Annotated in this window: 13 protein-coding genes and 3 pseudogenes; 4 read left to right on the forward strand and 12 right to left on the reverse strand. The window is 72.2% G+C overall.

What is annotated here, in order from left to right; all coding sequences use genetic code 11:
* Positions 1 to 47 precede the first annotated feature (47 nt).
* The 5 genes from ACFV1W_RS25575 to ACFV1W_RS25595 all read right to left on the reverse strand — a co-directional run bounded on the left by ACFV1W_RS25575 (position 48) and on the right by ACFV1W_RS25595 (position 5,956).
* Positions 48 to 1,682, reverse strand: a complete 1,635-nt coding sequence (locus tag ACFV1W_RS25575; protein WP_380419570.1) for an acyl-CoA dehydrogenase family protein — start codon at positions 1,680 to 1,682, stop codon at positions 48 to 50.
* The gene (locus ACFV1W_RS25580) at positions 1,666 to 2,367 is read right to left on the reverse strand and encodes a TetR/AcrR family transcriptional regulator (RefSeq protein WP_380419571.1); all 702 of its coding nucleotides are present in this window, start codon (positions 2,365 to 2,367) and stop codon (positions 1,666 to 1,668) included. Before ACFV1W_RS25580 ends, ACFV1W_RS25575 begins: the two co-directional genes overlap by 17 nt.
* 136 nt (positions 2,368 to 2,503) lie before the next feature.
* Complete coding sequence (locus tag ACFV1W_RS25585) at positions 2,504 to 3,994, reverse strand: S28 family serine protease (protein WP_380419572.1); 1,491 nt, start codon at positions 3,992 to 3,994, stop codon at positions 2,504 to 2,506.
* 333 nt (positions 3,995 to 4,327) lie between these two features.
* A complete protein-coding gene (locus tag ACFV1W_RS25590; protein ID WP_380419573.1) occupies positions 4,328 to 5,197 on the reverse strand; it encodes a serine protease in 870 nt (289 codons plus the stop codon).
* A gap of 111 nt (positions 5,198 to 5,308) precedes the next feature.
* Positions 5,309 to 5,956 carry a TetR family transcriptional regulator gene (locus tag ACFV1W_RS25595; protein ID WP_380419574.1) on the reverse strand — a complete coding sequence of 216 codons (648 nt, stop codon included), beginning with the start codon at positions 5,954 to 5,956 and terminating at the stop codon, positions 5,309 to 5,311.
* Between the two features lie 121 nt (positions 5,957 to 6,077).
* On the opposite strand from ACFV1W_RS25595, the gene ACFV1W_RS25600 reads away from it, so the two are divergent.
* The 3 genes from ACFV1W_RS25600 to ACFV1W_RS25610 all read left to right on the forward strand — a co-directional run bounded on the left by ACFV1W_RS25600 (position 6,078) and on the right by ACFV1W_RS25610 (position 7,642).
* Complete coding sequence (locus ACFV1W_RS25600) at positions 6,078 to 6,233, forward strand: hypothetical protein (protein ID WP_270151505.1); 156 nt, start codon at positions 6,078 to 6,080, stop codon at positions 6,231 to 6,233.
* A 47-nt stretch (positions 6,234 to 6,280) separates the two neighbouring features.
* The gene (locus tag ACFV1W_RS25605) at positions 6,281 to 6,589 is read left to right on the forward strand and encodes a DUF4190 domain-containing protein (RefSeq protein WP_380419575.1); all 309 of its coding nucleotides are present in this window, start codon (positions 6,281 to 6,283) and stop codon (positions 6,587 to 6,589) included.
* Between the two features lie 162 nt (positions 6,590 to 6,751).
* Positions 6,752 to 7,642, forward strand: a complete 891-nt coding sequence (locus ACFV1W_RS25610) for a metallophosphoesterase family protein (protein WP_380419576.1) — start codon at positions 6,752 to 6,754, stop codon at positions 7,640 to 7,642.
* A 124-nt stretch (positions 7,643 to 7,766) separates the two neighbouring features.
* On the opposite strand, the pseudogene ACFV1W_RS25615 reads toward ACFV1W_RS25610, so the two are convergent.
* Positions 7,767 to 9,014, reverse strand: a pseudogene (locus ACFV1W_RS25615) (FtsX-like permease family protein); the annotation flags it as partial.
* A gap of 51 nt (positions 9,015 to 9,065) precedes the next feature.
* On the reverse strand, positions 9,066 to 9,200 hold the full coding sequence (locus tag ACFV1W_RS25620; protein WP_380419577.1) for a hypothetical protein: 135 nt from the start codon (positions 9,198 to 9,200) through the stop codon (positions 9,066 to 9,068).
* On the opposite strand from ACFV1W_RS25620, the gene ACFV1W_RS25625 reads away from it, so the two are divergent.
* Positions 9,184 to 9,618, forward strand: a complete 435-nt coding sequence (locus ACFV1W_RS25625) for a hypothetical protein (RefSeq protein ID WP_380419578.1) — start codon at positions 9,184 to 9,186, stop codon at positions 9,616 to 9,618. The two genes, ACFV1W_RS25620 and ACFV1W_RS25625, sit on opposite strands and share 17 nt — an antisense overlap.
* 121 nt (positions 9,619 to 9,739) lie before the next feature.
* On the opposite strand, the gene ACFV1W_RS25630 is transcribed toward ACFV1W_RS25625, so the two are convergent.
* From ACFV1W_RS25630 to ACFV1W_RS25650, 5 genes and pseudogenes are all read right to left on the reverse strand, one after another.
* Positions 9,740 to 12,298, reverse strand: a complete 2,559-nt coding sequence (locus ACFV1W_RS25630; RefSeq protein WP_380419601.1) for an ATP-dependent Clp protease ATP-binding subunit — start codon at positions 12,296 to 12,298, stop codon at positions 9,740 to 9,742.
* Between the two features lie 210 nt (positions 12,299 to 12,508).
* Positions 12,509 to 13,212 (reverse strand): annotated as a pseudogene (locus tag ACFV1W_RS25635) (VIT family protein).
* 15 nt (positions 13,213 to 13,227) lie between these two features.
* Entirely contained in the window at positions 13,228 to 13,527 is a 300-nt protein-coding gene (locus ACFV1W_RS25640) for a MarR family winged helix-turn-helix transcriptional regulator (protein WP_380419579.1), read from the reverse strand.
* An 81-nt stretch (positions 13,528 to 13,608) separates the two neighbouring features.
* On the reverse strand, positions 13,609 to 13,962 hold the full coding sequence (locus ACFV1W_RS25645) for a hypothetical protein (protein ID WP_380419603.1): 354 nt from the start codon (positions 13,960 to 13,962) through the stop codon (positions 13,609 to 13,611).
* Positions 13,963 to 13,980: 18 nt separating this feature from the next.
* Positions 13,981 to 14,472, reverse strand: a pseudogene (locus ACFV1W_RS25650) (Ig-like domain-containing protein); the annotation flags it as partial.
* Between the last annotated feature and the right edge of the window lie 84 nt (positions 14,473 to 14,556).

The raw sequence follows: 14,556 nt of genomic DNA on the forward strand, positions 1-14,556 counted from the left end.
CTCGGCAGGGGCATTCGCCCACACGCACCTCCTGGTGATTCGCTCGCTCATGCGGGCACCGGGCGGGCGCGGTCGACGATCTCCCCGGTGTCGACGCCGGCCGGCAGGGTGCCGAAGGCGGCGCCGTGGTCGCCGCCGAGCCGGCTGGCGCAGAAGGCGTCGGCCACCGCCGGGCTGCCGTACCGGACCAGCAGCGACCCCTGGAAGGCCAGCGCCATCGATTCGACCAGCCGGCGGGTGCGGTACTCCAGGTCGGTCAGGTCGCTGAGCTGCTTGCGCAGTTCGGCGACGGCGGCGTCCAGCCGGCGGTCCGCTCCGGCGGCCGCGTCGAGTTCGCCGAGGAAGGCCTCGACCGTCTCCGGGCGCTTGGCCATGGCACGCAGGGCGTCCAGCGCGGCGACGTTGCCCGAGCCCTCCCAGATCGACACCAGCGGCGCCTCCCGGTAGAGCCGGGGCATCCCGGACTCCTCGACGTAGCCGTTGCCGCCCAGGCACTCCAGCGCCTCGGCGGAGTGCGCCGGACCGCGCTTGCACACCCAGTACTTGGCCACCGCCAGGCCCAACCGCCGTACCAGCGCCTCGGTTTCGTCCCCGGCGAGCGAGAGGTCGGTGGCCTGCGCGAGCCGCATCGCGACGGCGGTGGCCGCCTCGGACTCCACCACCAGGTCGGCCAGCACGTTGCGCATCAGCGGCTGGTCGGCCAGCGCCTTGCCGAACGCCCGCCGGTGCAGGGCGTGGTGGACGGCCCTGGTGGTGCCGTAGCGCATGCCGGAGGCGGCGCCGATGGTGCAGTCCAGGCGGGTCATGTTGACCATCTCGATGATGGTCGGCACACCCCGCCCCTCCTCGCCGACCAGCCAGCCGACCGCGCCGTCGTACTCCAGTTCGGCAGAGGCGTTGGACTTGTTGCCGAGCTTGTCCTTGAGCCGCATCAGGTGCAGCCGGTTGCGGCTGCCGTCGGGGAGGATGCGCGGCAGCACGAAGCAGCTGAGGCCACCGGGGGCCTGGGCGAGGGTCAGGAAGAGGTCGGACATCGGCGCCGAGGTGAACCACTTGTGCCCGGTGAGCCGGTAGGTGCCGTCGGCGTGCGGGGCGGCCGTGGTGGTGTTGGTGCGGACGTCCGAGCCGCCCTGCTTCTCGGTCATCGACATGCCGGCGATCAGCCCGCGCTTGGCGCGCGGCTCGCGCAGCCCGAAGTCGTACTCGGTGGCGGCCAGCAGCGGCTCCAACTCGGCCGCCAGGGTGGGGTTCTGGCGCAGGGCGGGGACGGCGGCGTAGGTCATCGAGACCGGACAGGTGTGGCCGGCCTCGACCTGGCCCCAGACGAAGAACTTGGCGGCGCGGGCCGAGTGGGCGCTGGGCCGCTCGTCCCGCCAGGGCGCGGCGTGCAGGCCGTACGAGACGGCGGTGCGCATCAGCTCGTGCCAGTAGGGGTGGAACTCGACCTCGTCGATCCGGTGGCCGAAGCGGTCGTGGGTGCGCAGCACCGGCGGGTTCTCGTTGGCCAGCCGGCCCCACTCGGCGGCCTGCTCGGAGCCCGCCAGGCGGCCGAGTTCGCGCAGTTCGGGCTCGGCCCAGCCGGCGCCGGCCCGGTGCAGGGCGGCGAGCAGGGTCGGGTCGGCGGCGGTGTCGTGGCCGTACGGCAGGGGCACCTGGTTGGTGACCTCATGCGTCGCTGTCATCGCGTCCTCCCAGGGCACGCAGGGTGAAGGAGACCAGCGCGGGGACCACCGCGGTGGTGGTGTCGCTGTGCTCGGAGTCGGAGTCGGACTTGGACCCGGACACGGCCCGGGGGCCGGAGCTGGGTGCGGGTTCGGGTCTGGGCTCGGGTTCGGGCTCGGCCGCGAGTGGGCCGGCCAGGGCCTCGCCGACCGCGCCGACCAGAGCGGCGGCGGTCAGCACCGGATCCTGCTCGGGGAGTTCGCCGGCCGCCACGGCGGCGGCGATCTCGGTGGCGATCACGTCCCGGAACGCCCGCCGGAAGACCAGGCGCTCGCCGTCCACCACCGCGTCGGCGGGCTCGACCAGCAGCGCGTAGGCCAGCCGGGGGGCGCGCAGGGCGCGGGCGGCGAAGGTCTCGACCACGGCGGCGATCCGCTGCTGCGGGGCGTCCCGGCGGGCGACGGCGGCGTTCACGGCAGCGATCTCACGGGTGACCACCCGGCGGAACAGCTCCACCGAGAGCTCGGCCTTGTTGGCGAAGTGCTGGTAGAGGCTGCCGGTGGCGATCCCGGCACGGTCCGCCACGGCGGCCATGGTGCAGCCGCCGTAACCGCGCTCGGCGAGCAGGCCGACCGCCGACTGCAGTACCGCCTCGCGCTGGGCGTCCAGGCGGGCCTGGACGGCGGGGGTGCGTCGATAGGCCATAGAAGCATTGAAGCACTGATTCAGCGCTTCGGGGAGGGGGCGGCGAGGCCGACCGGGGCACAGGGCCGGGCAGGACGGAAGGAGGCCGCCCCCGGGCGGGGGCGGCCTCCTGGTGCTGCGGGACTGCTACCGGCGGCTACAGCGGGCGGCGCTCCTGCTCCAGCCGCTGGCCCTCGATGTCGAGCGGGCCGAACGGCGCCCCCACCTGCGGCGACTTGACGAGCGAGCGGGCGTCGGCCTGGTCGCCCAGACCGGCCCACTCCAGCACCTTTGCGGTGGCCTCCGCCGACTGCCCGGCCGGCAGCTTGCCGATGTTGGAGCCGTGGTTGCCGCCCGGCACGACGTAGACGTAGCTGTCGTCACTGCCCCAGCCGAGGTGGAACGGCTTGGCGCCCCACGGATCGTTGCCGCCGTAGACGAACATGATCCGCTCGCCCTCGCGCTTCACCCAGCGGTCGATGTCGGGCATCGCGTACGGGTTGAAGACGGTCGGGATCTCCTTCGGCACGTAGGAGCGGGCCGAGTAGAGCTCCTTGTAGTCGTAGTGCAGCTGGTCCTTCAGGTACGAGACGTCGAAGAACGGCGCGCCCAGCTCGGTCGCGGCCTGGTAGTAGTACGCGGTGTACTTCGCCAGCGACTGGTCGCTGTTGCCGCTGATGCCCGACTGCGCGTCGTACCAGGCGTACAGCTCGTCGTCGGTCGCGGTGGCGGCCACCGGGACCTTGGCGCAGTCCGACTCCAGGCTGTACTGCCAGAACGCCCAGACCACGTCGAGCACGCCGGCCTCGTAGGCACGGTCCGGGCTGCCGAGGGTGTTGAAGGTGGAGCCCGCGGCCTTGTTGTCGGCGATGTAGCGCGGCTCCAGGCGGTCGCGGCGCACCAGCAGTTCGCGCTGGGCGGCGTTCAGCTTGGCGCGGCACTCGGGGGTGCCGACGTTGCGGAAGAAGTCGGTGTAGGCCGAGTAGTCCTTGACGTCGGTGTTGTTCGGCGCCACGTAGGCGATCGTGCCCGCCACGTCGTCCGGGTAGAACCGGCGGTAGTAGGTCGAGGACATGCCGCCCTTGCTGGCGCCGGTGGAGAGCCACTCCTGCTGGTAGATCCGCTTGAGCGCGGTCACCAGCCTGTGCGAGTCGGCGGCCTGCTGGCGGATGCCCGCCTTGGACCAGTCGGCCGGCTCGGGGCGGGAGGGGGTGAAGAAGCGGTACTCGATGGAGACCTGGTTGCCGTCGACCAGCCGGGTCGGCTCGGTACGGGACGGGGTGGTGCCCAGCGTGTAGCCGTTGGTGTAGAAGACGGTCGGGCGGTCGTAGCCGCGGTGCAGCACGCTGAAGCGCTGCTGGAAGGTGCCCAGCCAGGGGCGGAAGTGGTCGATCGGCTGGGTGTAGGTGGCCAGGAAGTAGCGGTGGCCGGTGGTGGTGGGCTGCTCCTCGGTGATGGTCACCCCGGGAATCGCCGCCAGTCGGTCCTTGATGTCGGCGTTCGGGTCGTCGGCGGGGCTGCGGCCGTGCGCGGCCGCGGCCGCCTCGCTCCCCTGGCCTGCGGCCGCGGCCGGGGTGGCCAGGCCGGTGATCGCGAACATCGGTATCAGCAGGACGGAAACCAGCAGCCTCTTCAGCTTTGTGGTCATCAACTCTCCATCTGGTCAACGGACATGACAGCTGCCTCGTCGGCATCACTCTGCGGTGCGGGTGGTGCGGCGGCCGTCCGGGGACGGCCGAATGGGCCACCCGCCTGGCGGCGGGTGGCCCATCGGGGGAAGGTGCTGGTCAGTGGGTTGCCCCGGGCTCCGTCGGCTGCTCGGGCGGCCGCCCGCTGAAGGGGTGCGTGCGGGCGGGCCCGTCGGTGGGTCGGGGTCGGTCGGGATGGTCGGGTCGGTCAGGGCGGGCGCGGGCGGGGCCGGACCGGGCCGGGCCGGGCCGGATCGGTCGTGCCGTCCCGACGGGCTCGGATGTCGGCCCCCTTACGGGCGGGGCAGGGTGCAGCCCGAGAGGGTGAGGTCGAGGCGGTTCCCGGGGCCGAAGCAGGCGGGGATGCCGTACGTCTCCTGGGCGTAGCCGATGCCCTGGTGGACCGTGACCGCGCCGTTCTCGTCGACCTCGCACGGGTTGTCGAGGGTGCAGGACTCGCCGTTCTCGTTGATCGTGTTGTTCACCGCGACGAGCTGACCGGTCGAGGTGTCGACCACCGGCGAGCCGGAGGTGCCGCCGATGACGTTGCAGCCGGAGGTGTAGCGGACCGAGTCCTTGAAGGTCCAGTCGGCCTCGTTCAGCTGGTAGGCGAAGCCGTCGATCGAGCAGGAGTAGACCTTCTTCCAGTAGCCGGAGACGACCCGGATGTCCGCACCCTGGGTGGGGTGGGTGTCGGCGATGGTCAGCGGCGAGATCCCGTACTTCGACTTGATCGAGGCGTAGTTGGTGTTCAGCTGGTAGATCGACACGTCGGTGTCGGTCATGGCGCCGTAGACCACCTTGGTCGCCCTCAGGGTCGCGAGGCGGCCGCCGGCGGCACTGAGCAGGGTGAAGGTCCGGCTGGAGGACTGGTTGAGCACCACTTCGCCGGGGCCGGGCATGCCGGATTCCAGGCAGTGGCCGTTGGAGAGCACCAGGGCCGGGTCGGTCGCGGCCGAGTTCGGCATCCGCACCAGCGAACCGGAGCAGTTGCTGAGCGCGACCGTCCCGGCGAAGTTGACGGTGACGGCCTTGGCCGCCGCGGCGGAGGCCTGAGCCGGGGCGGCGGCCGGGGAGGAGGCCTGGGCCGGGGCGACGCCGACGAGGGCGGTGGTGCCGGCGGCCAGGAGCGTAGCGAGCATGCCTATGAGCGGCTTCTTCATGAGAGACCTCTCGGTGTGGGGGTCCCCCAAAGCTGTCGCGGACATGACTTACTGTCAAGAGTCAAAACCAGACCAAGAGACCATCCCCGATCGAGCGGACCGAGAAGCCCGTCAACGACTCGGGGCGCTCAACGCCCCCTGCCAATGGCGCCGACCGAGGCTGATCAGACGTAGCTGCAGCCGGGCGGTGGCCGCGATCCGCTGCTCGCGGTCGGGGTCCGCCTCCTGGGCCTCCAGGAAGGCGGAGGCTGTCGACACCATGTGGTCCACGTACAACTCGGCGAGCATCCGCAGGTCCTGCTCGCTCCAGCCCCGCGAGACCGGCTGGAGCGCCAGGGCGGAGCCGACCTCGGCGGCGAAGCGGCCCAGCTCGGCGTCGATCGCCTCGCGGACCTGCCGGACCCCGCCGTGTCGCTCGCGTGCCAGGAAGCGCACGTGCGGCCGGTGCTCGCGGACGTGTTGCCGGATCACCTCCACCGCACGGTCGATCAGCTCCTCGGCGCCACCGGACTCGGTGAGCACCGAGCGGATCATGACGTGCAGGCTGGCCAGCGACTCCTCGACCAGCGCGACGCCGAGCGCAGCCAGGTCGGGGAAGTGCCGGTAGAAGGCCGCCGGGGACAGCCCGGCCTCCCGGGTGACCTCGCGGACTCCCAGGCTTGCGAGGTTCTGATCGGCCAGCAGGTGCAGCCCCGCATCCATCAGGGCCCGTCGACTCTGCTGCTTCTGGGCCTGTCGGGCCCCCATGGCGTGACTCACGCCATTCAGTAAACAGTCGTTTGCCGAACTTGGCCAGCCGGGCGTACAGTGGGACTCGAAGTCAGTGAACACTTGTCAACCGAAATCGGCGCAGCAGCAGCCGCAGCTGAAGGAGCCAGCCGTGATCCTGTTCTCCGCACTGGTCGCCATGGGAGTCCTGATCGGCACCGCCGCCCACCTCCCCCTCCCGGTGTTCCTCGCCGCCTCCGCCGCCATCACCGCATGGCTGCTCGCCTTCGGCGCCCGCGAGGGCATCGCCCGCCTGCGGCACCGCTGACCCGGGCCGCCGACCCGTCCACTCCTCCTGAGAGGACCACCACCGCCATGAGCACCACAGCCGACCGCGCCATCACCGACCGCGCCGTCACTGAGCCCGGCGGCACCGACCGCCGGCACACCACCGAGGCCGACAACCTGGCCATCGCCTCCTTCCTCCTCGGCCTCCCGGGCCTGCTGCTCTTCAACATCGTCCTGGGACCGATCGCCATCACCCTGGCCACGCTGGCCCTGGTCCGCGGCACCAGCCGCCGCGGCCGCGCCTTCCTCGGGCTGGCCCTCGGCATCGCCTCGCTGGCCATCCTCGCCGTCACCACCGCCACCTCCCACGGTGTGCTCATCGATGTCGGCTCCTGATCCGAACTCAGCTCCCCTAAGCGCCCCTGGCCCCGCGTGACTCCCCGACTCCGCGAGGCTCCCCGATCCCCGCATCGAACAACTGATCACGTCAACCGGGCCCACGATCCCCGCCCGCCACGTAGGGTGGCCACATCGGCCGGGTGAACCCAGGGGGCAGGAGTGAGTACCGAGATCCGCAGCGACGCACAGTCGACGCCCAGCGGGACGGGCGGGGGCGGGCGGCTGCTCGCGGTGAGCGATCTGCACATCTCCTACCAGGAGAACCGCGACCTGGTGGAGAAGCTCCAGCCCACCCATCCGGACGACTGGCTGCTCGTCGCCGGGGACGTCGCCGAGCTCACCACCAGCATCGAGTGGGCGCTCGGCCTGCTCGCCCAACGCTTCGCCCGCGTGGTGTGGGCGCCCGGCAACCACGAGCTGTGGACCCACCCCGAGGACCCGGTCCAGCTCCGCGGCGTGGCCCGGTACGACCACCTGGTGGAGCTGTGCCGCGCCCTCGGCGTCGTCACTCCCGAGGACCCGTACCCGCTCTGGCAGGGCGCCGGCGGACCGGTCCGGATCGCACCGCTCTTCCTCCTGTACGACTACTCCTTCCGTGCACCGGGCACGACCACCAAGGAGGAGTCTCTGGCGGTCGCCTACGAGAGCGGGATCGTGTGCGCGGACGAGCGGATGCTCCACCCGGACCCGTTCCCGGACCTCGACTCCTGGTGCCGCGAGCGCGTCCGGCTGACCGAGCAGCGGCTCGCGGCCTGCGACCCGGACGTCCCGCTGGTCCTGGTCAACCACTACCCGCTGGTCCGCCACCCCACCGAGGTCCTCTGGTACCCCGAGTTCGCCCAGTGGTGCGGCACCGAGCTGACCGCCGACTGGCACCGCCGCTTCAACACCGCCGCGATGATCTACGGCCACCTGCACATCCCGCGCAAGACCAGCTACGACGGCGTCCCGTTCGAAGAGGTCTCGCTCGGCTACCCGCGCGAGTGGCGCAAGCGCGGTCTGCCGGACCCGCTCCTGCGGGAGGTGTTCCCGCAGGCCGTGAGGTCCTGAACGAAGGGGCTTCGGGGGCTCCAGGTCTCTCCTTACTCTTCTTCTTCCTCCGCCTCGTCCGACGAGTCCTCCGGATCCTCCGAGTCCCTCGGACCCTCCTGTCCCGGCCCACCTCCCCCTCCTCCTAGTCCGCCGCGATCGCCCGCAGGACGTCCAGCCGCGCCGCCCGGCCCGCCGGGCGGAGCCCGGCCACCGCGCCCGCCAGCAGTCCGGCCAGCAGGACCACGGCCAGTTGCTCGGGCGGTATCGCGAACGATCCCGTCCCGGCGCTGTCCGAGGCCTTCACCAGCGCCCAGCCGAGGAAGGCGCCGAGCCCCAGCCCGCCGACCGTCCCGAAGGCCGCCACCAGCACCGACTCCCAGCGGACCATCCCACGCAGCTGCGCCCTGGTCTGGCCGACCGCTCGCAGCAGCCCGAGTTCCCTGGTCCGCTCGTGCACCGCCAGCGTCAGCGTGTTGGCGATGCCCAGCAGCGCGATCAGCACCGCGAGTGCCAGCAGGGCGTAGACCACCGAGAGCATCATGTCGACGCCGGAGGCCGCGCTCTTCGCGTACTCGGCCCGGGCCTGCACCTGGGGACTGCCGAAGGGGACCAGCGCCTTGGTCACCGCCGCCTTGCCGACGCCCAGCGGGACGCCGCCGCGCAGCCCGACCGCGACCATGGTGTCCGCGTCCTGCACCCGGTGCGGGGCCCAGGCCTGCCTGGTTATCAGGTAGTCCCCGGCCAGACCGCCGCCCTCGTACAGCGCGCGGATGGTGAACGGCCCGCCGACGCCGTCGGTGAAGCCCACGGTGACGGTCTGTCCCAGCTTCCAGCCGTTCTGCCGTGCCTCGCTACGGGAGACCGCGAGACCGTCCGTGCCGAGCGAGGCCAGCGAGCCGTCGATCCGGCCGAGGTCGACGATCCCGGACAGCCGGGCCGGGTCGGTGACGTCCAGCGTGCGGCCGTGCCCGTCGATCCGGGCGACGCCCCGGCCGAGCCCCACCGTCTGCCGCACCTCGGGCAGGGCCGCAAGGGCGTCCGCCGCCTTGGGGCTGATCCCGCTGCCGCCCGCTCCGAACGAGGCGGTGGTGACGGCCAGATCACCCGCGAAGGACTTGCTCACCGTGTCGTCCAGCGTCGCCTTGACCGACGCACCGAAGACGGTGAACAGGGTGACCACCGCGACGCCGATCATCAGCGCGCTCGCCGTGGCCGCCGTCCGGCGGGGGTTGCGGGCCGCGTTGCGCTGGGCCAGTACGCCGGAGACCCCGCGCAGTCCGGGCAGCGGCGCGCCCAGCGTGCGGACCGCCAGGGCCGCGGCGACGGGGCCGAGCACCACCGTGCCGGCCAGCACCGCCAGCGCCCCGCCCGCCGTCAGCAGGACCGACGGACCGTCGGTGGCTCCGAGGACGGCCACCGGCGCTCCCCCGGCCAGTAGCACTCATCGGATCACCTCGGCGATCGCCAGCACCAGCAACAGCCAGGCCAGCAGACCGAGTTCCTCCTGCCAGACGAGCTTCGACCGTGGCGCGCGCTGCCAGCCGTCCGGCAGGACGAAGGTGACCAGCACGGGCACCAGGTACACCCCGCCGACCCCCGCCCAGGCCGCCCGGCGGTGCCCGCGGCCGATCGCCGAGCAACAGGCGATCACCCAGCGCGAACACCGGTCCGTCCGGGTACCCGGCGGCCAGGTACACGGCGGTGACCACCGACGTCCCCGCCACCACCGCGACCGGCCAGCGCCCGCGCAGCACCAGCAGGGCCGGGCCGATCAGCAGCAGCAGGTAGCCGAAGGCGTCCAGCGGGACCCGTTCGCCCTGGTGCCGCGCGGCGAAGCCCGAGCCGACCACCTGGACCAGCGCGACCACCGCCGCCAGCCCCACCGGCAGGCCCGCCCTGGCGGCGCGCACCCACGGCGGGCGCCACGGCTCGGGCGGCTCGGGCGGCTCGGGCGGCTCTGGTGGCCCGCCCGGCGACGGCTCCGGGGGCTGTGACGTGGGCGGCATCATGCCCGGAAGGCTAGACCCGCGCCCCACCGCCGCACGTCCTCCGCCAGTGGCGTTCGGGCGTACTCCCGCTGGAGTACGCCCGAACCGGAGGACAGCACGGGAGGGCTCAGCCCTCAGCCCCGGCGCCGGCGGCCTGAGCCCGCTCCTCCGCCTGCGCCCGCTCCTGCGCCTGCTCGGAGGTCGCCGACGGCTCCGGCCGCGCCAGCGTCACCGCCAGCTCCCCGTCACTGACGTCCGCGATCAACGTGTCCCCCTCCCGCACGGTGCCGTCCAGCAGCAGGTTGGAGATCCGGTTGTCCAGCTCGGACTGGATCGTCCGGCGCAGCGGCCGGGCCCCGAACTCCGGCTGGTAACCGCGGTTGACCAGGTACTCCTTGGCCGCCTCGGTGACGTCCAGCTGCACGCCCTGCGCCCGCAGCCGCCGCCGGCTGCGCTCCAGCAGCAGGTCGACCACGGAGACCAGGTCCTTGCGGGTGAGCGCGTGGAAGACGATCACCTCGTCGATCCGGTTGAGGAACTCCGGCCGGAACTGCCGGCGCAGGTCCCGCATCAGGTCGTCCCGGATCTGGTCGACGTCCCCGGAGTGGTCCAGGATCCGCTGCGACCCGATGTTGCTGGTCATGATCACCACGGTGTTGCGGAAGTCGACCGTACGCCCCTGGGAGTCGGTCAGCCGCCCGTCGTCCAACACCTGGAGCAGCAGGTTGAAGACGTCCGGGTGCGCCTTCTCCACCTCGTCGAAGAGCAACACGCTGTACGGCTTGCGGCGCACCGCCTCGGTCAGCTGCCCGGCCTCCTCGTAGCCGACGTACCCGGGCGGTGAGCCGACCAGCCGGGAGACGGTGTGCTTCTCCTGGAACTCGCTCATGTCGAAGCGGATCATCCGGTCCGGGTCGCCGAACAGCAGCGCGGCCAGCGCCTTGGCCAGCTCGGTCTTGCCGACGCCGGTCGGCCCGAGGAAGAGGAAGGAGCCGGTCGGCCGCTCCGGGTCGCCCATCCCGGCCCGGCCGCGGCGCACCGCCTGGGCGACGGCGGTGACCGCCTCGTCCTGGCCGATCACCTTCTCGTGCAGGTGCTCCTCCAGCTTGAGCAGCCGTTCCTTCTCGGTCGCGTTCAGCTCCGCGACCGGGATGCCCGTCCGGGAGGACAGCACCTGCGCGATGTCGTCGGCCGTGACGTCGACGACCTCCTCGCGGGACTCGGCGATCGCCGCCAGCTCGTCCTCGGTCTGCCGCAGCTCGGTCTTCAGGTTGGCGGCCCGGACGAACTCCTCGTCCGCCACGGCCTCGTCCAACTCCCGCTTCAGCTTGGTGATCCGGTCCTGCACCGAGGTCGCCGCCGTGGAGCCGGTCAGGCTGCGCAGCCGAACCCGGGCACCGGCCTGGTCCAGCAGGTCGATCGCCTTGTCGGGCAGGAAGCGGTCGCTGACGTACCGGTCGGAGAGCGTCGCCGCCGCGTCCAGGGCCTCGTCGCTGAACCGCACCTGGTGGTGCGCCTCGTAGGCGTCGCGGAGCCCCTGGAGGATCTCGATCGTCTCCTCGACGCTCGGCTCCGGCACCAGCACCGGCTGGAAGCGGCGCTCCAGCGCTGCGTCCTTCTCCACGTGCTTGCGGTACTCGTCCAGCGTGGTGGCGCCGACCACGCTCAACTCGCCGCGCGCCAGGGCGGGTTTGAGGATGTTGCCGGCGTCCATCGAGCCCTCGCCGCCACCGCCCGCACCCACCACGGTGTGCAGCTCGTCCAGGAAGAGGATCACGCTCTTCTCGGCCGCCGTGACCTCGTCGATCACGCTCTTCAGCCGCTCCTCGAACTCGCCCCGGTACTTGGAGCCGGCCACCAGCGCGGTCAGGTCGAGGGCGACCACCCGCTTGTCCTTGAGGCTCTGCGGGACGTCCCCGGAGACGATCCGCTGCGCCAGGCCCTCGACGATCGCGGTCTTGCCGACGCCAGGCTCGCCGATCAGCACCGGGTTGTTCTTGGTCCGACGGGAGAGGATCTCGACGGTCTGCTCGATCTCCTCGGCCCGTCCGACCACCGGGTCCAGTCGGCCCGAGCGCGCGGCCTCGGTGAGGTCCTGCCCGTACTCGTCCAGCGTCGGCGTCTCGCTCGGCCGCGCGCCCGCACCGCCGCGCTCACCGCCGGTGCCGCGCTCCTCCAGCACCGACTTCAGCGTCTCCTGCGAGGGCGCGGCGTTGCGCAGCGCCGTTCCCGCGCCGGAACGTTCCTGCTCCAGCAGCGCGCCGAGGATGTGCTCCGGGCCGATGTACGAGGCGCCGGCCGCCTGTGAACGGGCGTGCGCCGCGAGCAGCGCACGCTTGGCCGAGGGGGTGAGCGCGGGCCGGCCGTCCAGCGAGGACGGGCTCCCGAACGGCAGCGCGTTCTCCAGGTCGTCGGACAAGCGGTCCGGGTCGATGCCCGCCCGCTCCAGCATTCGCCGCGAGGGCTCCACCCGGGTGGCCGCCCAGGCCAGGTGCGCGGTGTCGAGGTCACTGCTCCCGTCCTCGGACGCGCGCCGCGCGGCGAGCGCCAGCAACTCCTGGGAGGACTCGCTGAGCAACCGCCCGATCGGCACCCGCTGCACGGCGGGCGGGGAGGCCGGCGGACTCATCCCGAAGAACCGGCTGAGCAGGTCGGAGAACGGGTCGCTCGATCCGAACGGGGGCATGGTCACGGCACTTCACCTCTCCCAAGCGGTGTGCAGCCACACAAACACAGGGCGTGGGCGCCCGCCTCCCGAGCGCATCCGTCCCGCATGCGGCCGCCCCGACCGCTTCCGTCCCGCGTGCGGCCGTCCCGCGTGCGGCCGTCCCGCGTGCATCCGTCCCGTGCGCATCCGTCCCGTGCGGCCGTCCAGACCGCATCCGTCCCGCGGACCTCACCTGGTGACGTACTCCAGCAGCACGCCGCCGCTGTACGTCACCGCCATCGCCAGCAGCCCGCCCGCGACGTTGCGCGCCACCGCCCGCCCCGGCCCGGCCCCGCCCAGCCGGGCGCTGGTCCAGCCGGAGAGGGCCAGCGCGAGCACCACCGCGACCACCGTGACCCCCAGCCGCCACGACTCCGGCGGCAGCATCACCGCCAGCAGCGGCACCAGCGCGCCCAGCGTGAACGAGGCGGCGCTGGCCAGCGCCGCCTCCCAGGGGTTGGTCAACGCCCCGGGGTCGATGCCCAGTTCGGTCTCCCGTGCGCCGCCAGCGCGTCCCGCTCGGTCAAGGCCGCCGCCACCTCCCTGGCGAGACCGACGGTGAGCCCGCTGTCCCGGTAGTAGTCGGTGAGTTCGTCGAGCTCGCGCTCCGGGTCCTCGGTCAGCTCGCGCCGCTCCTTCTCCAACGCGGCCCGCTCGGTGTCCCGTTGGGTGCTGACCGAGACGTACTCCCCGGCCGCCATCGACATCGCCCCCGCCAGCAGCCCCGCCACCCCCGCCGCGAGCAGGGCCGTACGGGACCCTGCCGCACCCGCCACCCCGGTCACGATCCCGGCCGTCGACACCACGCCGTCATTGGCGCCCAGCACGGCCGCCCGCAGCCAGTTCAGCCGCGCCGACAGCTCCGCCCGGCTCGCCCCCATCGACTCCGTCATCCGCGCCCACCGCCCTCAGGGGTCCGTACGGTCCCCCCGATCCTCACCCGCCCCCTCCTGCCCCGCCATCTGCCGGCGCACGTCGGCCAGCAGCTTGTCCAGCAGACCGACCAGGGTCTCCCGCTCCGCCTGCGACAACCCGCCGACCAGCCTGGCCTCCCGGCCGAGCACCACGTCCACCGACTGTTCGACCAGCTGGTGCCCGGCCGCCGTCAGCGACACCAGGACCGCCCGGGGTCCGTACCCGGCCGCCTCCCCGGGCTCCCGGACCACCAGCCCCTGCGCCTGCGCCCGGGGTGCGTTACGTGCGTTCACCCCTCGATGCCCGCCCTCCGGGAAGCCGCACGAAGCAGCCCCTGAGCGAGTGGGCTCAGGGGCTGCTCGTACCGGTTGGGGTCAGGCGAGGTCGGCGCGGAACCAGTCCCAGCTGCCGTTGACCTTGTCGTTGTTGTCCCAGGCGTCGACCGGCGCGTTGAGGGTCGAGCCGTTGCCGGCGAACTTGTACATCGTCAGCATGTTCTTCCCGGACGCGTCCTGGCCGGCGTTGTACATCACGGCGAGGTCGGACTTGCCGCTGCCGCTGAACTTGCCCGCGACCAGCTTCGCCTTGTCCCAGGTCCAGCTGCCGTTGACCTTGTCGTTGTTGTCCCACGCGCTGACCGGCGCGTTGAACACCGCACCGTTGCTCAGGAACGTGTACAGCGTCACCAGGTGCTTACCCGAGCTGTCCTGACCACTGTTGTACAGCACAGCGATGTCATCCTTGCCGTCACCGTTGAAATCACCGGTGGTCGTGGTCGCCGCACCCCGGTTCGCAACGAAGAAGGTGATCGGTGCGGATGCGGCACCCGCGGCGCCGGCGGCGTTCTTCGCGCTCACCGTCAGGGTGTGCGGGCCGTCGCCCAGCTTCCTGGTCTCGAACGGCGCCGAGTAGCTGGGGCCGGAGCCCGTGGCGGAGGCGACCGGGTTGCCGTCGATGGAGAAGTCGGCTCCGGTCGGCGTGCCGGCGCTCTCCGACACCGACGCGGTCAGGTTGATCTGGCCGCTGACGATGGTGCCGGCGGAGAGGCCGGTCACCGAGGCGACGGCGGGGGACGCGTCGTCGGCGATGTTGTTGTAGCGCAGTGATGTTGGCGGCGGTCGGCCCGTGGGTCGGGTTGTGGGAGTTGCTCTCCGCGTAGTAGGTGAAGTCGCCGCTCGACTTGTTGGTCCAGTTCGCGAACAGGAAGGTGTGCTCGGCGGTGTAGTCGAGCGCGTCACCGGGCTGCAGGTCGGAGAAGCTGATCGAGGTGGAGACGCTGGGCAGGGTCTGGGTGACCAGGCTGTCGGTCAGGTGCCAGGCCA

It is taken from the genome of Kitasatospora sp. NPDC059648 (assembly GCF_042734825.1).
In the GTDB taxonomy this organism is placed as follows: domain Bacteria; phylum Actinomycetota; class Actinomycetes; order Streptomycetales; family Streptomycetaceae; genus Kitasatospora.